A 22950-nucleotide genomic window follows, 5' to 3' on the forward strand; every position below is an offset into this window, starting at 1 on the left:
GTGTTGAAAACAAGATGATGGTTAAACAAACAAGCACAAAAAATAAACACATAACTACTTTATACAATTCGTTCACTCCATTAGTATTTCATTTAGACTGTTTATCATTCTATGAAAAATACTTCTTTTCCCTATCTTCTTTAAAAGAGAATATTATTTCACTTAATGAATACATTCCTATTTTAATAGGGAACGAGAGTACATACAACTAGGTGATTAATGGAATTATTTATTTCATTTAATCGTATGCAGTTTTCTAACTAGACGTTCGTGCCTTTTTTGAAGTTCTTGTTCCATCTTCCCTAATGTTTCTTGTTTATAAAGTAGATTTTGCGCTTTTTTTGTGAATTGTAATGCTCTTTGAGGATTTTTCTCTTTATGTTCAGCGAATTTTGCTAGTTCAATTAATGATTGAATAACCATGACCTGATTCGTCTTCCCTGTATATGTTTCCGCAATTTTTTGCCACAAACCAAGAGCATCCTCAAACTTCTTCTCTCTTTTATACTCCTTAGCTAATAAAAAAGCTGCTTCTAAAAGCTCTTCTTTATTCTGCTCCTTAATACTCTCTAAGTTTTGCTTAGCAACATTTGTTTGCCCGATAATTGCGTACCATTTCCCTACCTCTAAAGTCTCTCTTGCACTGATTTTTTGATCTTTTCTTAACAATTGACTGCTTAGATGGGTGTACAAGGTAATTAAAGAAAGAATATCTATTTCATTATGCTTTAAGATGCCAAGCATTCCTTCAGGATTCTTTCTTTCTACAAAATCAAAGTAAATCATTGGAGCAAGAAACCCAGGAATGTCATTCTCCCGCTTTACCCCGAGAATTTCTTCTTCCACTATAGATAATTTTGTTCTTTCTAAACGATGCTTCCACATACGGCGGGAAGCGTGGTACAAATCAAAGTGACCAAATTCAGGAAGGTTTGGTACATGCTCCTTAATTAACGTATGTCTTGTTTTCACTTGCGGCCAATCAAAGGCCTTGCCGTTATAGGTTACGAGAGTTGTATAGTCTACATTCTCTAAGAAACTATTAAATAAAGGCACTTCTGCTCCAGGATGTGGCAATACATGCTGTTTTAAAACGATCTCCTCTTGTTGTAGCTGAGCATAACCAAGAATAAAAATAGTATTGCCTGCACCGCCTCCAAGTCCTGTTGTTTCTGTATCAAAAAAGAATAAATCCTTGGGCTGATGTCCTTTTGCAGAAAGGGGATGATCATAGCTTACCTTATTCCATTCATCAACCACCCCACAAAAATCTCGAAATGTATAATTCCCGTGTTTATAATCGAGAGGATAGCGAACTTCTCGAATTAAGCAGTATTCACTATCCAACCAATATGGCAAGACATTTTCCTGTTCCCACTCCTTCATAAAGGGGATTGTCCCCTTTTTTGCTTCGAGATTTTTCACAAGTATGGTCTGCTCTTCTTTTTTTAGATGTGTCTTCATTCTGTTCAATTTATTTTTAATAGACATTTTAATCCCCTTATATGGAAATCTCACTATTCTCTAAAAGCGAGAGAATTTTCATTACATCTCTTTTACTGTTATGCGCATGGCTCTCTGTCCCTATGCAGGAAGGACAGCCATATTCACAGGAACAATTTTTCACCATTTTTTTTGCTTCTTTTAATACGGCAGGCATTTCTTCATATATCTTCTTACTTAAACCAATCCCGCCAGGATATTGGTCATAGAAGAATATTGTTGCTTTTTCATTATGTTCTGCTTTTACTTGTGGGACTACATGCAAATCTTGTGGATCTGCCATGACAAGTAATGGGGCAATATGCTTTAATGCATGAGCAGCCCCTAATAGACCCTGTTCTGTTTGCTCTTGTTCCCATACCAAATCACTTGGCTGAAAAGATATCCATGCTGCATTTGTATGGAGCTCCTCTTCTGGCAGAGTAATCGGGCCAGAGCCAATATTTTCATGGGTTTCAAATTTTATTTTTTTAAAAATAGTGCTCATTGCAACAATGCTGACATCACCAAATCCGGTTTCTGCTTTTAGATAGTTGCTTTTATTATCTTCTTCTAACACTTTTAAGGATACCGCTAAATTTGCATCTGTATAATAATCAACACTCACCTCGCGGACATATGCTTTCTTTTCTTCCCAATCAAGCTTTTCTACTTGATATTGTATTCCTTGATGCATATAAATTGCTTCTTCATGCAATAATGTCATCGCTGAAAAGCGATCGCTTTCGCCAATTACTCTGCTTTTACTTACATCCGAAATATCAATAATAACGATATTTTCTTGAGAAGCAGAACGGAGACTAATATTATGAGCTGGAAAAGAATCATTCATCCAATACCATTTATCCCCATTTTGAAAAAGAATGCGCTCTTCTGTTAAAAATTCAAGTATTTCGGTAATCTCACAATTGCCAAAAGTATCCCCTTCTTTAAAAGGAAGTTCGTAAGCTGCACATTTCATATGATCAATGAGAATAATAAGATTATCAGGATTTATTCTCGCCGTTTCTGGATTTCTGCTAAAGAAATAATCTGGATTTGCCACCATATACTGATCTAGAGGACTTGAGCTAGCGACCATAATAACAAGGGATTCATCATGCCTGCGGCCTGCTCTTCCTGCTTGCTGCCACGAACTTGCAATTGTACCAGGGTATCCAGTCATGACACAAGCTTGAAGTTGTCCAATGTCCACTCCTAGCTCTAACGCATTTGTACTGACCACACCATAAATATTGCCTTGACGTAATCCCTGTTCAATTTCTCTTCTTTCTGTTGGCAAATAGCCGCCTCGATAGCCGCGGATGGATTTAGGTCCAAGCTGAAATTTGACAAGTTCCTGTAAGTACGTAAGTAATATCTCTACTCGTACACGGCTTTTGGCAAAAATAATCGTTTGAATTTTATTTTTCAACAATTCTCCTGCTAATTGGCGTACTTCTAAAGTAGCACTTCTCCTTATATTCAAAGGGATATTCACAATAGGAGGATTATAAAAAACAAAATGTTTCTTTCCACTTGGAGCACCATTGTTATTTATTAATTGGACACGTTGTTCTGTTAAGTTTTCCGCTAATTCTTTTGGATTTGCAATCGTAGCAGATGTACATATAAAAATAGGATTGCTGCCATAAAATGCACAAATCCGCTTTAATCTACGGATTACATTGGCTACATGACTCCCGAATACACCTCTGTATATATGGAGCTCATCGATAATGACGTACTTAAGATTTTCAAATAGAGATACCCATTTTGTATGATGGGGCAAAATGGCAGAATGAAGCATATCTGGATTGGTAATAACAATATGGCCAGCTTTTCGAACTTTCTGCCGAATAGAAGCAGGTGTATCTCCATCATATGTATAACTATTTATTTGTAGTTCTGCACTTTCAATTAATTCATTCAATTCGCTTTTCTGATCCTGTGCAAGTGCCTTTGTAGGAAACATATATAATGCTCGAGCGTTTTTGTCCTCGGCAATCGACTGGATGACAGGCAGATTGTAGCAAAGCGTTTTACCTGATGCTGTTGGGGTGACAGCAACGATGCTTTTCCCTTCTCGAATTGCCTGATACGAGGAATGTTGATGTGTATATAACCGGGTGACCCCGCGCTTTTGCAAAGCATCTTTTAAATTAGGAATTAAATCATCTGGAAGCGGAACGGTAACAGCCTCTTTCGCTTCAATTGTATGCCAAAAAGAAATTCTCTCTTTATATTCATCTTTTGTTTTTAAATCCTTTATAATTTCTTGAAGATTTTTACGTACTTTCATTTTGTTTCACCTCTAATACATCTATTTTATCGAATAGACGTTCGATTTGAAAGAGATTTTAACAAGAAAAAAGCAGCCATTATTTACTATTTGACGAAATAAAGGAATGAATCGCATTTGCCAGCTTCTCTGGTGCTTCCTGCATACTCATATGCCCTGTTTCTAATTGCACTTCTGAGACATTCCTATTTGAAGCAGAAGTAACGCGATCTAAGGAAACCACTTTATCCTTCGTTCCCTTTATAAGTAAAACAGGAATCTTCGCCTGTTCAACTACACCATTTCTATCTGGTCTTTTTCTCATTGCTGCTTGTGTCTCCATCGCCGCAATTCCATCGGTTTGATAGCCAATTTTTTTTGCTTTTTCTACTTCATCAGGTAAATTCATTAGTGACTCATCTGCGAATAAATTAGGAATTAACCCATTGACAAACTCTTTTATTCCAAAATTTTGGATTTTACGAATAGCATTTAATCGGCCTTCTTTCCCTTCTTCTGTATCAGAATAGGCAGTGGAATGTACTAAGCCAAAGCCTTTTAAATGCTCTGCAAAAAGTTCAGCAAAGGCCAATGTTACATAGCCCCCAAGTGAATGACCAAACATATATACTTTTTCTATCTCTAATTTTTTTAACAGCCTATTTATGTCCTTTGCTAAATCTTCTATCTCAAATGGTTCACCGCTATAGGTAGAGCTGCCGTGTCCTCTTAGATCTACTGCTATTACATGATACTTTTCAGAAAGGAGTGGAATGATATACTCCCAATAATCGACACTGCCACAAAAACCATGAATTAATACAACGGTTTCTCCGTTTCCTTCTTCTATATAGGATAGTTGTTCATTGTCAACTACAATATGATTCATCTTTAAAAACTTCCTTTCTTTCTTTTTCCTTTAATATATCACTTTTTTTCTATATGGATGAACGAAACATCCTCTGACTATATAGAATTTCAAAAAATTTACACCCAAACACCAATTCAAGCTATTGGGCATAGGATAGTAGAAAAAAGTATATCCATTTTTAAAGCAAAAAAGAAATACTTAAAGCTTTCATTCATATTTTAAGTGTAAGGAGTGAATTTATTATGTCATCCAATTTCCCAATGGATCCAAACAAAAAAGAAAAAACACCGCAGCCATTAAATGGGTTCATGCGTTCTATGAATCAGTTTTTTCAGGAAAAGCCAGTGAAAAACTTTCTGCAGCAAATGGATGAATTTTTTAGTAACCCATTTCCTAATATGGCTTTTCCACTGAGTGTAAATGAAACAGAAGGTGCTACGATTATTAAGGCAGAGCTGCCTGGAGTTAATAAAGAACAAATTCAATTAGACATCTATGATCATTATTTAACTATCAGTATTAATCATCAGGAAATTTTAACAGAGGAAAATTCGCAGACTAAAACATTTCATACAAGTAAAACGTATAAAAGAAACAGCCGAAGCATTGCATTTCCTCATCCAATTGATGAAAGAAAAGTAACGGCATCTTATCAAAATGGATTGCTTACGATTAAAGTCCCTAAACAAAAAGGAAAAAAAATTATGATTGAAGACCGAGACTAATCCATAAATTCAGAAAGAGTAAATTTTCCTTTCTCTGCACATAATATTAGTGGGTGTTAAAAGAATATCCTCTCCTTCCATACGGTAGAAGGAGAGATCCTTTTTCTATCCCTTCTATTTCTTTCTAATCTTACTTCCTGAGGTGATATGATGAGTTATAGAGATCAGTTAGATTCTCATTCTGCGCTTTTTCATCACAATTGGACGAGACCTAAACGTTCTAAATCCCAAGTAAATGGGCATACGCAAATGTCTCAGAATAATATCATTCTAAGAAGTAATGCAAAAGCACACCGCTGGTAGTAGAGAAAAAGAAATTGAGGCTGTCGCATGACAGCCTCTGCTTATTGCTTCCTAAAGGTATGTTACACCTTAAAGATTCCCCCGACTCCTTTTACCAATCCTGTTACTTGATTCATTGCATTCATCATCATTCCTGCAGTATCCATCATTTTATTAAAATCTAAAGAACCATCTTGTGATTTAAAAGAATTCATAATGCTTTTCATATTTCCTTGTTTTTTCGGAATAAAGGACTGCTTTGGATATGGATTCATAAAGCCTTGACTTTGATTCATATAATTGGGTGTGTATTGATTCAGTTCACTGTTCTCCATATAATGAAGTGGATTTTGGAATATATCTTGTGTATTGTTTTTATAAGCATTTTGCGGGTGGTAATAATTCGATTGGTTATTTTGATAATTCGGCTGCATTAGTGGCATGTTGTAAAAATTTTGTCCATTCATGCCTGCTCCATTCCACTGTCCTTGATTTATATATGGATGATATAGTCTGTTATCAGATGACACAGGATGCGTATAAGCGGTCTGATAAGGTGGCATGTTCCAGCTTTGTTGATTAGATGCTTTATTCATGAAATTCTATCCTCCCACGTTAAAGATATCCTTATCTACTATATGATAATAACGCCTATACTGTGCATTGATGTACCAATAATTTGACCTCTATGTTATCTCAGAAGGAACAGGAATTTAAATTTAACAAAAAAGCAAAAAAAAAAAGAGAAATTTCATCTCCCTTTTACTAATCCTTATTTCGTTTCATTTTTTAACGCATCCAGTAATGTTTGCAGTATATATTTTACAGATTTCGCTGAATCAAGAAAGCGTTTTTTACTTGTTTGCGTAAAAAATGCCTGAATGGAAATAATTTCAATATGATCAGCGGCTGTATTTATTTGGATCTTATTCAAATAATCAGGCTTAGATTTCTGCACCCACTCTGTCGCCATTTCCTTCCATTTATCATTAAGCTCTTTAATCTGATTGGCAAAAGGTCGGACAATCTCATAAAAATCCTTATCAACTCCTGATTCCTTCACTTTATAAAACGTATCTAATGCATACTCTACTGCTTCTAGAAGCTTAGTTGTATATTCCATCAATTGATGATTTTCCGTCAATTTTGCCACTCCATTTTTACCTATTATCGTTAATGATTTTATTTTAACGATTTACTTTGCCAAGTTCAAGTAAAGAGGCATTTGTTGTCGCGGACCATCTGTATGAATAGTTAATTTACTGGCTGCCATTTTTTTCTCCATAGTAGTGATTCCTCTTTCTATGTCATTTAAAGAAGTAATATGCTCCTTCACAAGATGCATGTTTTGATTAAAGGAATTTAAAAGCATTGCATCCAATGTATCTAATTCCTCTTGGATTTCCTCTAACAGATTCAATAACTTTTCTTTTGTATAAGCATTTTCCATGCAAATCCCTCCAGGCTATTTTGATATATACTCTTTCTTTTTTTTTAGCAACTATCCTGCATCGTTGACAAAACTAGAAGAGATTCGGCAAAGAAAGTACATATTCTTATTACTGGTTTAAATTTCGACAAGATTAAGCAAATATTAGGTTAACCATTTGTTTTTCTGACGAATAAGCGCATGTAATTGCTGCTGTTTTTTCAGATACCAATCAGTAATATGAAAAGGTTCTTTCTGTTCCTTCAGGATGCGCCACTTTTTCTTGATATTCTTTTTAAACCAATCATTTCTTAATATATATTGATGCCTCACTACTGGATAAGCAGCTCGTAAAATAGGTGTCGTATTGGTTAAATTTGGGTATATGTATTTTTCATAATCACTCCTCGAACCTGTATGTTCTATTTTTCTTGCAAAATCATAAAACTCTTGATATAAATTAGGTTTAAATAAAAGACTTGCTAAAGTATTGCCAAGCTTAATCCGTTCGCTTAGTGATGTGAAGTTAGAAACGCTTGCCCCATAAAGTGTTCCTTGCAAAGTTGGAAAAAGGACTGCGTTAAAATGGAAAAAATCTTGAAAAAGATATGGAAGATAATGAAAAACATGATGCTTAATTGTTGTGTTTTCTATGACAGGCTGTTGAATAACATTTTGTTCATTAATAATTAAGCTATTCATTAATCTTTTCTTATTTTTATTCTCCCAATAGAAATTCCATTCTTCTTCCATAAAAGAGGAAACTTGAAAAAATTTTAATAAATGAAACATTGGCAAGTTTTTTTTCGTCGAATATTCATAGAGTAATAATTGGGGGTATGCATCATGAAAGATCAGCCAATTAGCTTTCTCGTAAGTTAAGAATATTTGCTGTCTTTTTTCTTGACTAACTACTTGTGGGAGCCAAGTTCCATTCAAATCGCACATATTCCAGCCTGCATTTCGGGAAACCTGACTCGCAAGAAACGCCCATTGTATTTCTTTATGTTTGTTATAATAGTGGAGATATGCTTTCGTTCTCGAAATATTGTCAAAGTTGCACTTATCGGTAATTAGTCTTATTCTATTAATAAGTTTTTCTTCTTCCAATGAAGAAAAATATGATTTTTTACCTATCAAATTGTTCACCTCTTATGAACGCTTTATGGTATTATTGTTTGTTGATTGCAATAAGTTATACTTTGAAAGAATCTTTGTGAGGTGAAAAAATGAAGATTCATTATCCAAATGGGAAAAGGTACACTCCTTTAAAAAACGTACATACCAAGCCGCCCCAAAAGGTAAATTATAGTAATCGAGGTATGACACTAGAGGATGATCTGAACGAAACCAATAAATACTATTTAGAATTTGGAAAGGCAGTCATACATAAAAAGCCGACGCCTGTTCAAATAGTCCAAGTCGATTACCCTAAAAGAAGTGCTGCTGTAATAAAAGAAGCCTATTTTAAACAAGCTTCCACTACAGACTATAATGGTGTTTATCGAGGTAAATATATTGACTTTGAAGCGAAAGAAACGAAGCATACAACTTCCTTTCCGCTGAATAACTTCCATGAACACCAAATCAAGCATATGCGGTTGGTATGTGAGCAACAAGGAATTTGCTTTGTCATTATCTCCTTTTCTGAAACTAATGAAATATTCTATTTAGATGCAGAAAAACTATTTGTATTTTGGGAAAGAATGATAAATGGGGGAAGAAAATCGATTACAAAACAAGAATTAGCAAGCAATGGTCATTCCATCAGCCTAGGTTACCGACCTCGAATTGACTATATAAAAGTAATCGATACTATTTATGATTTTAACTAATTCCTTTTGTTTTTAGAAAGAAAGGTAGGAATAATTATGACAGATAAATATCAAACGCGAGAGGAGCGCCGTAAACAACTTGAAGCCTCTAAGAAAAAAGCTCCTAAAAAAGCAAAGAAAAAAAGCGGCAAGAATTTGTTTAAGCGCGTTCTGCTTATTTTATTAACAATCGGCATTATCGGCATTATTGCCGGTGGTGTGACCTTTGCTATTATGGTAAAAGACGCACCTGAATTAAATCCAGAGACATTAAAGGATCCTATTTCTTCTACTATCTATGACAAAAACAATGATGAAATAGCCAAAGTAGGTGCCGTAAACCGAGACTATGTAAACTATGAAGATATTCCTGATTTAGTGAAAGATGCGTTTATCGCAACCGAGGATTCGCGATTTTTTAAGCATCATGGAATTGATCCTATTCGCCTAGGCGGAGCTGTTATTGCAAACTTCCGAGATGGGTTTGGTTCTGAAGGAGCAAGTACGATTACACAACAAGTAGTGAAAAACTTCTTCTTTAACCAGCCGCAAAAAACATTAAGCCGAAAAGCACAAGAAGCATGGCTGGCTCTTGAATTAGAACGGAAATACTCAAAAGAAGAAATATTTGAAATGTATGTCAATAAAATCTTTATGTCTGAAAATATGAGCGGCGTGAAAACCGCAGCCAGAGTCTATTTTGATAAAAGCTTAGATGAATTAACCTTACCTGAGGCTGCCCTCTTAGCAGGAATGCCACAGGCGCCAAATGCGTATAATCCGTTTAATAATCCGGAAAGAGCAGAGAAAAGACGTAATATCGTCTTATCTTTAATGCACCAGCATGGCTATATTTCTAAAGCGGAAATGGAAAAAGCTCAAAAGACTTCTGTGGAAGATACATTAGTGGCAAAAGAAAAACGTAAATCAAATGACTTGCCATTTGATCCATTTATAAAACAAGTTATTGCCGAAATTGAGAAAAAATATCCGGATGTTAATGTATTTACAGATGGATTAGAAATTTATACAACAATGGATCAGAAAGCTCAGGAATATGTGGAAAAATTAATGTATGAAGGAGAAATCGTTCCTTTCCCTGACAAAGATTTCCAAGCTGGAATTACATTGTTGGATACAAAAACAGGCGGTATTTTAGCACTTGGCGGAGATCGTGATCCTGAAGTAAAGCTAGGCACAAACTATGCAACAGATATGAAGCGCCAGCCAGGATCAACAGCTAAGCCAATCTTAGATTATGGTCCAGCAATTGAACATTTAAAATGGGGTACTTATCAAACAATCGTAGATGAACGCAGTACCTATTCAGACGGAACACCGATAAGCAACTGGGATAACAGCTATAAAGGCTCTATGACTATGCGAAAAGCGTTAGAAATGTCAAGAAATATCCCTGCTCTTAAAGCATTCCAAGCTGTTGGTGCTGAAAATGCTAAAGAATTTGCCGTGAATCTTGGTATCCCGCTTGAGGAAGCATATGAATCATATGCAATCGGAGCGTTTGAAGCTAGCACACTAGAAATGGCTGGAGCTTATAGCGCCTTTGGTAATGAAGGAGTATATAATGCACCTCATGCTGTGCGATCCTTTAAATTAAAAGATGGTACAAAGATAAATATGGAACCTAAATCAAAAGTTGTCATGCAAGATTATACAGCATTCCTTATATCTGATATGCTAAAAGGCGTTCTTACAAGCAGCGATGGAACAGGAAAACTTGCAAATATTCCTGGATTGCCTGTTGCTGGTAAAACAGGAACAACCAACTATTCACAAGAAGAACGAACTAAATGGGGCATAACGAATTCTAAAAGTGTTCCTGACGCCTGGTTCGCTGGTTACACAACGAATTTCACCATGGCTGTATGGACCGGATATACGGAACGAAAAAATCCACTCACGCCCGGTGCTAATCAGAAAGTTGCCCAACAAATTTTCAAAGCTGTCATGGGGCATATTTCTGAAGGGGTAGAAACAGCGGATTTCAAGAAACCAGATAGTGTGGAAACCGTTAAAATTGAGAAAGGAACCTATCCGGCGCGGTTAGCAAGTTCCTATACACCAAGTAGTCAAATACTGACCGAATATGCGGTAAAAGGAAATATTCTTAATGAGGTATCACAGAAATATAATAAACCAGATGCACCAAATGGAGTAAAAGCTAGTTATAATGAAAACAGTGATGAAATTGACTTATCTTGGAATTATGGCAAAAAAGATGGCATTAAATTTGATGTCAGCGTCAGTGTAGATGGTGGAGCTAGTGAGCAATTAACTGTCACTTCTGACACAAGTTTAAAAATCGCTAAACCTACTCCTGGCAGCACCTATAACTTCGCCGTAAAAGCAATTAAAGGTGATCAAGAAAGTGATCCTGCGTCTGCTAGTATTACTGTACCAGAAAAAATTGAGGAACAGCCGCCAGAGGAACCGAATGAGACAATAGATGACGAGGATAAGCAAGACGATCCTAACGGCGAAGATTCTGAGGACAATCAAGATAATGGCGACAATGATGACTCAGACAATGGGGATGAAAATCACAACGATCAAGATAACAACAATGGCAATAACAATGGTAATAATGGCGAGAACAACAATGGCAATAACAATAACAATAATGATAATAACAATACTGGTAACAATAATACTGGACAAAATAATCATCCTAATAGTAATGAACCTAACCAGAACCAGAACCAGAACCGTAATAGAGAACAAAATCAAAATGATTCTCAATAAAACGAACTTCCAACAGCGGGGACTTCCCTCCCCCTGTTAAATAATTAGTTAAATTAACCTGACCTCTTTTATTAATGAATAAAAAACCCAACCAATTATACAAAGTTATCACCTCCGTATAATTGGTTGGGGTTTTTTTGATAGAACATTTATGTTCCAGCTTTTTCTACTATTTAATTGCTTCTCTTTAATCTTACTAATTTAATCGCAAACTGTTTTTCTAATTCTTTATATAGCTCATCCAGCTGTTTAAAGGAATGATAACCATTTAATCTTTTTAATATAAACTGAAGTCGATCTTCTAAATTGAAAGGTTTTACTTCTAAACTAGGATCTACTAAACCATTTTTAAATGTGACCGGTTTTTCGTTAACCCAATATAAACATTCTAAAAAGTATTCCACTCCAATCGTTAGTCCTTGTTGAAGCCTATTAGAATCTCTTTCTTTCACAAATAATTGTATTTCCTGTTTAAGCTGTCTCCACTTATCAAAAACCAATTTTACACACTCAGAAAAGTTTGCTTTGTTCCATGGCTGATAAACTACCTTATTATGATAGTAATTAGCCTCATGCAAAAAAGCTGGCATTAGTTCAAAGCTATCCGGAGCGATACTAGGAAATTGCTTTACAGCTGGGAACGGTCCATATATAAGCTCAGGTGGTGCATCTAATTGATTGTTAGCCATTAGACTATCCCCTTCGTCTTCATTCTCTTTTTCCCTTCTCGGCACAATGCTAGTAGTGGACAAGCCTCGCATTGCGGGTTTTGAGCTTTACAGTGATATCTTCCAAAAAAGATCATACGATGATGCGTTACAGACCATTCCTCTTTGGGAACTTTTTTCATAAGTGTTTTCTCTACTTCTAAAACGGAGTCTTTCCAACGACAAAAACCTAATCGCTTACTAACTCTCTCCACATGTGTATCAACAGCAATAGCGGGAATATTATAAGCGACAGAAACAACGACATTAGCCGTTTTTCTTCCGACACCAGGTAAATTAATCAGTTCATCCCGATCCATTGGTATTTCCCCATTATATTTGTCTAAAACCATTTGGCATAGTTTTTGAATATTTTTGGCTTTATTTCGATATAAGCCGATCGAACGAATATCATTCTGTAATTCTTCTAAGGGAACACTCAAATAATCTTCTGGTGTTTTATATTTTTGAAATAAATTTTTTGTTACCTTATTAACAAGGGCATCGGTACACTGGGCAGATAATGATACGGCAATCACTAATTCAAACGGATTAGAATGAACTAATTCACAATGCGCTTCTGGAAACATCTCTCCCATCGTATCTAGACAATATCTAATTTCATCTTTTTTTAACATGTGATCCTCCGAAATGAATATACTTACTCTCTATAAAAAAAAGGGTCATCCTAAGAATAGTAAGACTAACATCTATCTACCTAAGAAATCTTTCTATTTGATAGATGTTTTAATGAAAGTCTAAACGTTATTCTAGTGACAATCCTAGCTTTCAATGTTGCTTTTTTACACAAGTATGCTACTTTTTATCCTATATTAGGAAGAACAATTAGTACTCAGGAGGAAAGAAAAAAGGAGCCTCCTGCTTATTTTTGCCTATACATCCTTCTTCTCCATCAAAAGATTATTGATCCAACCAATTATAAAATGGCACAGTCTTGTTGTTAGAAGATTCTTCTGATTGTTCTGCTTTATAACCAACAGATTGATGCTGTCTAAACTTTTTCCCATGGCTCTTTGCTTGCTCGATTGTCTTAATTCCGTTCTTTTTCCATTCAAACAAGATTCGGTCAATATAACGAAAATTTAATTTACCTGAAATCACAGCTTCCCTAAGCGCTGCTTTTATAATTACTATTTCATGCTGATCGTCGTCAACCCACATATTTAACGTTTCAATTTCAAAAGGAGACAATGGTCTTCCAAATTCTCTTTCAAAACAAGTATATAAATCTGATTCTTCTTTTTCTATTAAAGCTTCTTCTTCTTTTTTATTATTTAGGAGAAATTGCTCAATTAATTTATTCCAAAGAGGCTCTAATGAATATCTCTCAAATCGGATTCCAGTATCACTATTTCCATCTAATATGTCGATAAAGCCTTTGCGGATAAGTTGACTCAATAATTCATGACATTCATTAATATCTATCGTCATTTGCGCAGCTATTTCTGCAGGGGTCGGAAAATCCTTCCCTCGTTCTAAGTAATAATGTACTTGCAGTAAAAGAACTAATTCTTTTTCATTTATTTTTAAATGTTTGTAATGTGTTAGAAGTGTGGAAGGAATATTTACATTCCCTTCTTGCAGCCATTTTAAAAAAATTGTTTTATTCATAAGGACACCTCTAATTAAGTATATCATGTTGGCAATAAGCATGTAATAATGAAAATCACCCAAACCTAGCAATAGTTAACAAAAAGAAGAAGGGAGAAAACAAGGAATGTTATCAAAGATGAAAACCTCACACTGTGTATTCGCTGTGAGGTCTTCCTCCTAAACTTTCCGTATTTTCTACCCTTGTTGATTAAGGATATAGACGATTTAATAATCTTGGGAATGGAATCGTTTCACGAACATGCTCCACTCCTGTAATCCAAGCAACTGTTCTTTCTAATCCAAGACCAAAACCAGAATGAGGTACTGAACCATATTCTCTTAGTTCTAGATACCATTTGTATGTTTCTGGATCTAGCTGATGCTCTTCTACACGTTTATTTAATAGATCCATATCATGGATACGCTCAGAACCACCAATAATTTCACCATAGCCTTCTGGAGCAATTAAATCTGCGCAAAGGACAACATCTTCTCTTTCAGGGTCTGGCTGCATATAGAAAGGTTTAATTTTAGTTGGATAATGTGTGATAAACACAGGCTTATCAAAACTTTCCGCAATCGCTGTTTCATGCGGAGACCCAAAGTCATCTCCCCATTCGATATCATCAAAGCCTTTTTCATGTAAGAATGTGATTGCATCGTCATAGCTTATTCTAGGGAAAGGAGCAGTGATTTTCTCTAATTTAGAAACATCTCTTCCTAAAGTGTTAAGCTCAAGCTGACAATTTTTCAACACAGATTGAACAACATATGATACGTATTGTTCTTGAACTTCTAAATTCTCATCAAACTCTACAAATGCCATTTCAGGCTCAATCATCCAAAACTCGATTAAATGACGACGAGTTTTAGATTTTTCGGCACGGAATGTAGGGCCAAATGAAAACACCTTTCCTAAAGCCATTGCAGCTGCTTCCATATAAAGTTGTCCACTTTGTGACAGATAAGCATCTTCCTCAAAATACTTAGTTGCAAATAGTTCTGTTGTACCCTCAGGAGCACTTCCTGTCAGAATTGGTGGATCGACTTTTACAAAGCCGTTTTCATTAAAAAATTCATATGTTGCACGTATTATTTCATTTCTTACTTTCATTACTGCATGCTGGCGCTTAGAACGTAACCATAAATGACGATTATCCATCAAGAACTCTGTTCCATGTTCTTTTGGCGTTATCGGGTAATCTGTTGAAGTATGAATCAATTCAATATTTGTTACTAATAACTCATATCCAAACGGAGAACGTTCATCCTTTTGAACAGTACCAGTGACATATACAGATGATTCTTGAGTAATTGATTTAGCTGTTTGGAAAACTTCCTCTGCTACGTCACTTTTGACAATAACTCCTTGTACAAATCCTGATCCGTCGCGAAGTTGTAAAAAGGCAATTTTTCCGCTAGAACGCTTGTTGGCAATCCACGCGCCTACTTTAACCTCTTTATCAACATATTTTGGTAACTCGGCAATAGTTGCTTTAATCACGATTAACTCCTCCAAAAACAAATAAATATATGTACTTAAATAGATACTTCGGTACACCCTATAGAAAAATAAATGGGATTAACGACCGATTGTTTCTACTCTTAGTAGCAGATTTAATAGAAATCATTCTACACCATAAAAAAATATTCTACCAAAACATTATACCTTTACATCTGTAGACAATCAACACTATCGATCACCTTCCAGGATAATATTAGCGTATACAACGACTTTTCTTTTATTTAATCCTACTCCGGTCAATTTCTCTTCAAAAATAAATAACAGAAAAAGAAAGAATGCCCTAAAAGAAATAGTATCTTTGTGGGCATACTCTACTAATAAAACTTTACTTGTTAACGACTATTTTTTTTTCGACAAATTGCTCCATTCGCGTTACTGCTGCTTCTAGTTTTTCAAGTGATGTTGCATAAGATAGTCGGATGTAACTATCTGCTCCAAATCCTGAACCTGGAACAACTGCTACTAATGCCTCTTCTAATAAAGCTGTTGAAAACTCATCTACAGACTTAAATCCAGTTAATTCTACAGCCTTTTGCACATTAGGGAAAAGATAAAACGCTCCTTGGGGTTTTAGACATGAAAACCCAGGAATATTATTTAATTTTTCATGAATAATATCTAAGCGCTTATTAAATGCTTGACGCATTTCTTCGACTGAATCTTGCGGGCCTGCATATGCTTCTATCGTTGCATACTGAGATGGTGTCGTCGGGTTTGAAGTACTGTGACTCGCTAGATTTGTCATCGCTGTAATAATTTCTTTAGAACCCGCTGCATAGCCAATTCTCCAGCCAGTCATGGAGTGAGATTTTGAAACCCCATTGATAATAATAGTGGCTTTCTTCAGTTCAGGGGATAAAGAAGCAATTGATACATGCTTGTTATCTCCATAAACTAACTTTTCATAAATTTCATCAGATATAATTAAAATATTATGTTCTAGACAAATCTCCCCAATTGCTTTTAATTCTTCTTCTGTATAGATCATTCCAGTTGGATTACTTGGTGAATTGATAATGATTGCTTTCGTTTTGGAAGTAATAGCCTCTTTTAATTGTTCTGGGGTAATCTTAAATTCATTTGATTCATAACCTTTAATAAAAACAGGCTCTCCTTCTGCCAGCTTCACTTGTTCTGGATAACTAACCCAATAAGGCGTAGGGATAATAACTTCGTCCCCTTTGTCCAAAATTACTTGGAACAAAGTATATAATCCATGTTTTGCTCCATTTGTGACGATAATCTGATTTGTTTCATAATCCAGCTGTTGATCTCGCTTTAACTTTGCCGCAATTTCCTTTTTTAATGCTTGTAAACCTGATGCTGGAGTGTATTTTGTATGTCCTTCATTCATGCTTCTAACTGCAGCGTCAATAATATTTTGAGGAGTGTTAAAATCAGGCTCTCCAGCTCCTAAACCGATCACATCATGACCATCTGCTTTTAAACTAGCTGCTTTTGCAGTAATGGCCAAAGTTGTTGATGGAGTTAATGCATTCACTCTTTGTGCTAACTGAATTTTCATTGTTATTTACCACTCCTATTGGTTAATAATTTTCAATTGTTAAAAGAATTTCTCCTGTTTCAAAGTCTATCCAATGATAGTTTATGGAGTCTTTATTTGTATGAGAATAGATCTCCCATACCGGTATGCCATCATACATTCCTAAACGCACATGATTGACTTTTTCTGGCGTCTGCTTCGATAATAATATATTAAGCGCTTCTTGTTTGGTCAGCCCATCTTTTTTCAATTTCTCGGTAACTTTATGGGTTTTTTCATTAATCCAAACAATAATATCCTTATTATCATCGTTTTTACCTTCTAAAATATAATAGGCTTCCTTGCCATTATATAATTGAAAGTTGTCGACTTCTTTCAAATCGACTTCTTTCTTAGCAATATCTTCCGCTACTTCCCTTGCAGATTTAACAGGCTTCATCGCTTGAACATATGTATTAATACTTACAGCTAGTCCAATAAGAACAACAACGACAATTATCCAAATCCATTTCTTCATTTTCATCACTTCTTTAATACAATATTTTATACATAGGTTATTATAACAGGATTTATAAACAGAAAGAAATAATAATACTAATAATCAGTAGTTTTTTCGAGAAATGACCAGCCTGCATCCACTTCCTTTTCTATTTTTTAACAGAAATTCTGTTCCTTTAAAAGTTGATGTGTATGCAAGCTGCATCAATAAGATAACAGAAGGGTTATCTACTTCTACTTCAGCCACTTTTCAATAAACTCGACCATTTTGGCATTATTTTGCTGCTTAATTGGTACAGCAGGAATAGACTTTAAAAATGTTTCCCCATAAGAAGTGGTAACAATGCGCCGATCAAATACAATTATAAATCCTTTATCTTCTTCTGTACGAATTAATCTTCCGAATCCTTGTTTAAATCGCAAAACTGCCTCTGGAAGACTATTTTCTAAAAACGGATTTCCACCCTCATTCTTAATGCGTTCATTTTTCGCTTCTGTTAAAGGATCTTCTGGTGAAGAAAAGGGAAGTCTAACAATAATTAGGCAGGTTAAGTCTTCTCCTGGAATATCAATGCCTTCCCAAAAACTATTTGTTCCCAATAATATCGCCTTATCGTATCGTTGAAAATTACGTGTTAATCTCATTCGGCTTCCATTAGTAATTCCTTGGGCCAAAATAGCATATTCTTCTAGACAGCCACTTTCTTTCATGTAATCATATGTCTTTTTCAGCATATCATTTGCAGTGAAAAGAATAAGCATTCTCCCTTTTGTAGCTTGCGCGATATTAATGATTTGTTCGCCAATAGTCGATACATACTCATTTAATGAGACTGTATTCACTTCGGGTACATCTGTTGGAATAAGCAGCTGTACTTGTTTCTCATACTTAAATGGGGAATCAATTTGAACCTCTAACTGGTTTTTCCCTAGCCCTAAAACTTTCAAATAGTAATCAAATGAATTATTTACAGTTATAGTTGCGGAGGTAAAAACAATACTTTGTTTCTGATTAAAAAAACGATTCTGTAAAGGTTCTGCAACAGAAGATGGCTGTGTATACAAAACAGCATTATTAGGAAAACTTTTCTTATCTGCTTCCAACCAGGCTATATTGTCTCCTTCACGCAAAAACATCTCTCGCAAATGATTAATATATATTTGCCAGTCATTTAATATCGATTCAATTCGTTCAACTACAAGCATTTGCGAAGAGCTAAATTTTCTATTTTGCTCTTTTAATCGAAGCACTTTCTCTCCAAGCGCGTTTCTTCCATCCTTCCATAGAAAAACCATTCTCTCTGCAACGCTTTTGACTGCATTCCAATCTCCTGTTTCGGTTTTCTTTAAACGGTAGCTGCCTTTTCCTTCTTTACTTGACTGATTTGTTTTTTTCACATAACGTAGAACAGCACGAAACAGTTCATCTAATTCTACATGTAACGATAAAATAAATTGATTGAATTCCACTTTTTCCGTTAGAGATAAATCACCTAGCAAATGTTCTAAATGATACATAAGCTGCTTTTGATCTGTCGTCCCAATCGCATTAATACTTAATCGTACGGCTACATATGAAAAGCGGAAACCAAAATGCTTAGTAGCTGTTTTTTCAAAATGATGGCCCTCATCGATAATGGCATAATGATAAGATGGAAGCAAATGTTGATCTGCTGTTAGATCTTTTACAAGCAAAGCATGATTCGTAATAATCATATTAGCCTTTTGAGCAGCATTCCGGGTTCTCCGATAAAAATCCTTCTGGGCCCATTCTTTTGAAATTGGTAATGAAAAATTTCCGTCATTTTTTATTTTTTCCCAATAATTTATTCCACCGCTTGTTAAATTTAATTCATCTTTATCTCCCGTTTCGGTTTCGGTTAACCACACTAAAATCTGCATTTTTGTTAAAACAATATCATAGTTATCCTCTTGCTCCTTTAGAGATATTTCAAATTTATCTAAACTAATATAGTGATTTCTGCCTTTTAAAAGCGTATAAGTAATAGGAAACGGAAGAATTCTTTTAAGCAAAGGCAAGTCTTTATGAAACAGTTGTTCCTGTAACTGAGTTGTAAATGTACTAATAATAACTTGCTCTTTATTCTCTATCGAAAAATAAGCTGCTGGCACTAAATAACCAAGAGACTTTCCGACACCGGTACCAGCTTCAATAAGCCCATGCTGATTACTTGTTAGTGCTTGATGAACGGCATTCATCATTTCTAGCTGTCCTTCTCTTTTTTGATAAAAAGACAAAGTATCTTTCATTCGTTTTTCAACATTATTTACATCAAAAGAAACAGTATAATCTTTACTTTGGCTACTAATCAAATTATTAGGTAATCTTTTAAGTGTTAATCCACGATATATTTCCCAGCTTTCAGGTATATACTCAACTTTTGATTGTTTCTCTTGAAGTAATGTTTGTAAATAAATATCTAAATCGCTTTTTAGCGATGAACTTAGAAATTCTAATTGCTTTGTCGTAACTTGAGGCAGTGCATTCAGTTTCTTTAGCAATAAAAGCAATAGTTCTGCTGTCACATAAGCATCACTATCAGCCTGATGTGGTCTTGTATGGACAATCCCTTCCTGTGCGGCAAGGTCTGTTAATTTATAACTGTCTGCTGTAGGGTATAAAATCCTTGCTAGTTCGACTGTATCAAGGATAGGACCATAAAATTGTCTACAACCTGCCTGTTCTAGCTCTTCATTTAAAAAAGATAAATCAAATAAAACATTATGTGCAACAAAATAAGCATCTTCTAATAAATGAACAATTTTGTCTGCTATTTCTTCGAAAATTGGTGCTGATTCCACCATTTCATCTGTGATTCCAGTTAATTCTTCAATAAACGGAGTTATCGGCTGAAGAGGATTAAGTAAGGAAGAGTACTCCTCAACAATCTTCCCATTCTCTATAACCACCGCTGCAAACTGTATGATTCGATCCCCTTTTCTCGGAGAATTACCGTTTGTCTCCAAATCAACTACTACAAATTTGTTACTCATTACGTCCACCTCAAACTTTCAGTCAATCAAACGGTATCATAAAAATGAAAAAAGGGAAAGATGTTCCTGCTTTATGTAATGATTCTTTTATTGTGCTTTTTTTTTCGTTACTTTTACACTTTAGAGAAAAATAAACGAAAAAAAAGGTTGGAACATAAATATTCCAACCAAATAGAAATCCGAATCATATACGTACATATTAAGCAATATTTATATAATTATTTTGGTTTTAAGTTTTTTCTGTTATTATAGCACTGTTTTCTCTGGTTCTTGCTGAAGAATAGTTGTAATACGATTGTTTTCATCCATAATCGCTACTTTAGGCTTATGCTGGGTAAGCTCTTCATTTGAAACATAACAATAAGAAATGATAATAACAATATCTCCTACTTGAACTAATCTTGCGGCTGCACCGTTTAAACAAATCGTCCCAGTTCCTCTTTCACCAGGGATAATATATGTTTCTAATCTTGCACCATTATTGTTATTTACAATTTGAACTTTTTCATTCGCTACCATTCCAACCGCATCTAAAATATCTTCATCAATTGTAATACTGCCAACATAATTTAAGTTTGCTTCTGTTACAGTAGCTCGATGGATTTTTCCGTTCATCATTATCCGAAACATAAGGATAACCCTCCATTATAGTCATATGTTTATCTAGATGCATTGTCTAATTCAAAAATTATATTGTCTATTAGCCTTGCTTTACTAAATTGGACTGCAATCGCAATAATAATCTTCCCATTTAGCTCCTTTAATGTCTCTAATTGGGGATAGGATAATATCTCAAAGTAGTCAACCTTGCCGCTTGACTCTCTTTCAATGAAAGCAATAATAGAATTTTTTAATATTTCTCTATCTGCAGTTCCTTTTATTAATTCACTTCTAGCTATACTAAGAGCTTTATATAAAATACCTGCCTCTTGCCTTTCGGTTGGCGTAAGGCGAACATTTCTAGAACTCTTTGCTAAGCCATCTTCTTCTCTTACCGTATTAACCGCAACTAGATTAATAGGAAAATGAAAATCTTCTATTAATCCATCTACCACTGCGACTTGCTGTGCATCTTTTTTACCAAAATAAACATTCGTCGGCTGAACTAAATGGAATAACTTCGTTAATACAGTTGCTACTCCATCAAAATGACCAGGTCTTGACTTACCACATAAACAGTTCGTGCGTTTTTCCACTTTAACAGTCACAGACATTTGCCCTGGATACATTTCTTCCACAGATGGATGAAATAAATAATCTACTCCTTCTTCCATTGCCACTTGTTTATCATGTTCAAAATCTTTTGGATAGGAGGCAAAATCTTCATTTGGCCCAAATTGCAGTGGATTGACAAATACACTCATAATAACAATTTCATTTTGTTCTCTTGCAGCTTTAAGCAGTGCTCGATGTCCTTCATGTAGATACCCCATTGTCGGCACAAAGCCAATGGTTACTTGATTCTTTTGTAACGAAGTAGTTATATCCTGTAATTGCTTTGGATTTGTGAGGATATTCATTGGGTGTTTCCTCCATATAAGCTTTTTATTTCTTCCGCTTTCATCTGAAAGCTATGCTTCATTTCTGGAAAAGCCCCCATTTTCACTTCAGAAATATATTGATCGATTGCAAGAGAAATAGCTTCATTGACATTTGCATATTGTTTTACAAATTTTGCAACTCGATCCACACCATATGTGATCAAATCGTGATAAACAAGAACTTGCCCATCTGTTTCACTTCCAGCTCCGATACCGATTGTAGGAATATCCAGTCTCTTACTCACCTCTTTAGCAACTTGCATCGGCACACACTCCAATACTATCGCAAAAGCTCCTGCCGCTTGGCATTTTAATGCATTATCCATAAGCCGCTTCGCTTCATCCGAACTTTTTCCTTGTACTTTATAACCACCTAATACACCTACTGACTGAGGGGTTAAACCTAAGTGCGCCATCACTGGAATACCAGCATTTGTTAAATAGTTGATTTGTTCAATTACATCGTCTGCGCCTTCCAGTTTTACTGCATTTGCACCTGTTTCTTGGATCAAGCTTGCTGCATTTAATAAAGTATCGCGACGAGATAAATGATAGCTCATAAACGGCATATCAATGACGATAAACGTATCTTCAGCACCGCGTTTAACCGCTTTTCCATGATGAATCATATCATCCATTGTTACTGGAACGGTAGAATTATATCCAAGTACAACCATTCCCAAGGAATCCCCTACCAATATTAAATCTGTTCCTGCTTGTTCAACTAATTTAGCAGAAGGGTAATCATATGCGGTGAGCATCGTAATTTTTTCACCCTTCTGCTTCATTTTGATAAAATCAGTTGTTGCTTTCACTAAGTTTTCCTCCTTTTAAATAGGAAGAGGGAATGGCTTTAAACGAAAAAAAAACCTTCTACAAAGCATAGAAGGATTGTTTTA

The 22950-nt window shown here is 35.2% G+C and carries 21 protein-coding genes; 4 read left to right on the top strand and 17 right to left on the bottom strand.

The window, feature by feature from the left end; translation table 11 throughout:
- Window positions 1–234: 234 nt before the first annotated feature.
- The 3 genes from NSQ92_RS12435 to NSQ92_RS12445 all read right to left on the bottom strand — a co-directional run bounded on the left by NSQ92_RS12435 (window position 235) and on the right by NSQ92_RS12445 (window position 4652).
- A complete protein-coding gene (locus NSQ92_RS12435) occupies window positions 235–1491 on the bottom strand; it encodes a ribonuclease H-like domain-containing protein (RefSeq protein ID WP_047940404.1) in 1257 nt (418 codons plus the stop codon).
- 10 nt (window positions 1492–1501) lie between these two features.
- Window positions 1502–3784, bottom strand: coding sequence for a DEAD/DEAH box helicase (locus NSQ92_RS12440; RefSeq protein WP_047940403.1), 2283 nt, complete (start codon window positions 3782–3784; stop codon window positions 1502–1504).
- A gap of 79 nt (window positions 3785–3863) precedes the next feature.
- Entirely contained in the window at window positions 3864–4652 is a 789-nt protein-coding gene (locus NSQ92_RS12445) for an alpha/beta fold hydrolase (RefSeq protein WP_047940402.1), read from the bottom strand.
- Between the two features lie 224 nt (window positions 4653–4876).
- On the opposite strand from NSQ92_RS12445, the gene NSQ92_RS12450 reads away from it, so the two are divergent.
- Window positions 4877–5359: an Hsp20/alpha crystallin family protein gene (locus NSQ92_RS12450; RefSeq protein WP_047940401.1), complete on the top strand. Its 483-nt coding sequence runs from the start codon at window positions 4877–4879 to the stop codon at window positions 5357–5359.
- A 150-nt stretch (window positions 5360–5509) separates the two neighbouring features.
- Window positions 5510–5662 (top strand): YpzG family protein, encoded by a 153-nt coding sequence (locus NSQ92_RS12455; protein ID WP_082138221.1) that lies wholly within the window; start codon window positions 5510–5512, stop codon window positions 5660–5662.
- Window positions 5663–5724: 62 nt separating this feature from the next.
- On the opposite strand, the gene NSQ92_RS12460 is transcribed toward NSQ92_RS12455, so the two are convergent.
- From NSQ92_RS12460 to NSQ92_RS12475, 4 genes are all read right to left on the bottom strand, one after another.
- Entirely contained in the window at window positions 5725–6237 is a 513-nt protein-coding gene (locus NSQ92_RS12460) for a YppG family protein (protein WP_341132638.1), read from the bottom strand.
- Window positions 6238–6413: 176 nt separating this feature from the next.
- Entirely contained in the window at window positions 6414–6785 is a 372-nt protein-coding gene (locus tag NSQ92_RS12465; protein WP_047940400.1) for a YppE family protein, read from the bottom strand.
- A gap of 51 nt (window positions 6786–6836) precedes the next feature.
- Window positions 6837–7091, bottom strand: coding sequence for a hypothetical protein (locus NSQ92_RS12470; protein WP_047940399.1), 255 nt, complete (start codon window positions 7089–7091; stop codon window positions 6837–6839).
- A 144-nt stretch (window positions 7092–7235) separates the two neighbouring features.
- Window positions 7236–8210, bottom strand: coding sequence for a DUF2515 domain-containing protein (locus tag NSQ92_RS12475; protein ID WP_047940398.1), 975 nt, complete (start codon window positions 8208–8210; stop codon window positions 7236–7238).
- A gap of 89 nt (window positions 8211–8299) precedes the next feature.
- Here NSQ92_RS12475 and recU point away from each other — a divergent pair, with 89 nt between their 5' ends.
- Both recU and NSQ92_RS12485 read left to right on the top strand, forming a co-directional pair.
- Window positions 8300–8905 carry a Holliday junction resolvase RecU gene (gene recU, locus NSQ92_RS12480; protein ID WP_047940397.1) on the top strand — a complete coding sequence of 202 codons (606 nt, stop codon included), beginning with the start codon at window positions 8300–8302 and terminating at the stop codon, window positions 8903–8905.
- A gap of 36 nt (window positions 8906–8941) precedes the next feature.
- A complete protein-coding gene (locus NSQ92_RS12485) occupies window positions 8942–11647 on the top strand; it encodes a penicillin-binding protein 1A (protein ID WP_095320639.1) in 2706 nt (901 codons plus the stop codon).
- A gap of 173 nt (window positions 11648–11820) precedes the next feature.
- Here NSQ92_RS12485 and NSQ92_RS12490 read toward each other — a convergent pair whose 3' ends face one another.
- The 10 genes from NSQ92_RS12490 to panB all read right to left on the bottom strand — a co-directional run bounded on the left by NSQ92_RS12490 (window position 11821) and on the right by panB (window position 22866).
- Window positions 11821–12336 carry a YpoC family protein gene (locus tag NSQ92_RS12490; protein WP_053215562.1) on the bottom strand — a complete coding sequence of 172 codons (516 nt, stop codon included), beginning with the start codon at window positions 12334–12336 and terminating at the stop codon, window positions 11821–11823.
- Complete coding sequence (nth, locus tag NSQ92_RS12495) at window positions 12336–12992, bottom strand: endonuclease III (protein ID WP_047940395.1); 657 nt, start codon at window positions 12990–12992, stop codon at window positions 12336–12338. Before nth ends, NSQ92_RS12490 begins: the two co-directional genes overlap by 1 nt.
- A gap of 283 nt (window positions 12993–13275) precedes the next feature.
- Window positions 13276–13986: a DnaD domain-containing protein gene (locus NSQ92_RS12500; RefSeq protein ID WP_061796476.1), complete on the bottom strand. Its 711-nt coding sequence runs from the start codon at window positions 13984–13986 to the stop codon at window positions 13276–13278.
- Between the two features lie 190 nt (window positions 13987–14176).
- The gene (gene asnS / locus NSQ92_RS12505; RefSeq protein WP_047940393.1) at window positions 14177–15472 is read right to left on the bottom strand and encodes an asparagine--tRNA ligase; all 1296 of its coding nucleotides are present in this window, start codon (window positions 15470–15472) and stop codon (window positions 14177–14179) included.
- A gap of 346 nt (window positions 15473–15818) precedes the next feature.
- On the bottom strand, window positions 15819–17018 hold the full coding sequence (locus NSQ92_RS12510; protein WP_047940392.1) for a pyridoxal phosphate-dependent aminotransferase: 1200 nt from the start codon (window positions 17016–17018) through the stop codon (window positions 15819–15821).
- A 22-nt stretch (window positions 17019–17040) separates the two neighbouring features.
- Complete coding sequence (locus NSQ92_RS12515) at window positions 17041–17514, bottom strand: cell wall elongation regulator TseB-like domain-containing protein (RefSeq protein ID WP_047940391.1); 474 nt, start codon at window positions 17512–17514, stop codon at window positions 17041–17043.
- Between the two features lie 215 nt (window positions 17515–17729).
- Window positions 17730–20510: an ATP-dependent DNA helicase DinG gene (gene dinG / locus NSQ92_RS12520; RefSeq protein ID WP_341152825.1), complete on the bottom strand. Its 2781-nt coding sequence runs from the start codon at window positions 20508–20510 to the stop codon at window positions 17730–17732.
- Between the two features lie 246 nt (window positions 20511–20756).
- Entirely contained in the window at window positions 20757–21140 is a 384-nt protein-coding gene (gene panD, locus NSQ92_RS12525) for an aspartate 1-decarboxylase (RefSeq protein WP_047940389.1), read from the bottom strand.
- Between the two features lie 29 nt (window positions 21141–21169).
- Window positions 21170–22030 (bottom strand): pantoate--beta-alanine ligase, encoded by an 861-nt coding sequence (gene panC / locus NSQ92_RS12530; RefSeq protein ID WP_341132642.1) that lies wholly within the window; start codon window positions 22028–22030, stop codon window positions 21170–21172.
- Window positions 22027–22866, bottom strand: coding sequence for a 3-methyl-2-oxobutanoate hydroxymethyltransferase (gene panB / locus NSQ92_RS12535; RefSeq protein ID WP_047940387.1), 840 nt, complete (start codon window positions 22864–22866; stop codon window positions 22027–22029). Before panB ends, panC begins: the two co-directional genes overlap by 4 nt.
- Window positions 22867–22950 lie beyond the last annotated feature (84 nt).

This window comes from Niallia sp. FSL M8-0099 (assembly GCF_038006945.1).
GTDB lineage: Bacteria > Bacillota > Bacilli > Bacillales > Cytobacillaceae > Niallia > Niallia circulans.

Excerpts from the sequence above, each read along its gene's own strand:
- NSQ92_RS12435 (WP_047940404.1), bottom strand. The coding sequence starts at position 1,491 with ATGTCTATTAAAAATAAATTGAACAGAATGAAGACACATCTAAAAAAA.
- NSQ92_RS12440 (WP_047940403.1), bottom strand. The coding sequence starts at position 3,784 with ATGAAAGTACGTAAAAATCTTCAAGAAATTATAAAGGATTTAAAAACA.
- NSQ92_RS12445 (WP_047940402.1), bottom strand. The coding sequence starts at position 4,652 with ATGAATCATATTGTAGTTGACAATGAACAACTATCCTATATAGAAGAA.
- NSQ92_RS12450 (WP_047940401.1), top strand. The coding sequence starts at position 4,877 with ATGTCATCCAATTTCCCAATGGATCCAAACAAAAAAGAAAAAACACCG.
- NSQ92_RS12455 (WP_082138221.1), top strand. The coding sequence starts at position 5,510 with ATGAGTTATAGAGATCAGTTAGATTCTCATTCTGCGCTTTTTCATCAC.
- NSQ92_RS12460 (WP_341132638.1), bottom strand. The coding sequence starts at position 6,237 with ATGAATAAAGCATCTAATCAACAAAGCTGGAACATGCCACCTTATCAG.
- NSQ92_RS12470 (WP_047940399.1), bottom strand. The coding sequence starts at position 7,091 with ATGGAAAATGCTTATACAAAAGAAAAGTTATTGAATCTGTTAGAGGAA.
- recU (WP_047940397.1), top strand. The coding sequence starts at position 8,300 with ATGAAGATTCATTATCCAAATGGGAAAAGGTACACTCCTTTAAAAAAC.
- NSQ92_RS12485 (WP_095320639.1), top strand. The coding sequence starts at position 8,942 with ATGACAGATAAATATCAAACGCGAGAGGAGCGCCGTAAACAACTTGAA.
- NSQ92_RS12490 (WP_053215562.1), bottom strand. The coding sequence starts at position 12,336 with ATGGCTAACAATCAATTAGATGCACCACCTGAGCTTATATATGGACCG.
- nth (WP_047940395.1), bottom strand. The coding sequence starts at position 12,992 with ATGTTAAAAAAAGATGAAATTAGATATTGTCTAGATACGATGGGAGAG.
- NSQ92_RS12500 (WP_061796476.1), bottom strand. The coding sequence starts at position 13,986 with ATGAATAAAACAATTTTTTTAAAATGGCTGCAAGAAGGGAATGTAAAT.
- NSQ92_RS12510 (WP_047940392.1), bottom strand. The coding sequence starts at position 17,018 with ATGAAAATTCAGTTAGCACAAAGAGTGAATGCATTAACTCCATCAACA.
- NSQ92_RS12515 (WP_047940391.1), bottom strand. The coding sequence starts at position 17,514 with ATGAAGAAATGGATTTGGATAATTGTCGTTGTTGTTCTTATTGGACTA.
- dinG (WP_341152825.1), bottom strand. The coding sequence starts at position 20,510 with ATGAGTAACAAATTTGTAGTAGTTGATTTGGAGACAAACGGTAATTCT.
- panD (WP_047940389.1), bottom strand. The coding sequence starts at position 21,140 with ATGTTTCGGATAATGATGAACGGAAAAATCCATCGAGCTACTGTAACA.
- panC (WP_341132642.1), bottom strand. The coding sequence starts at position 22,030 with ATGAATATCCTCACAAATCCAAAGCAATTACAGGATATAACTACTTCG.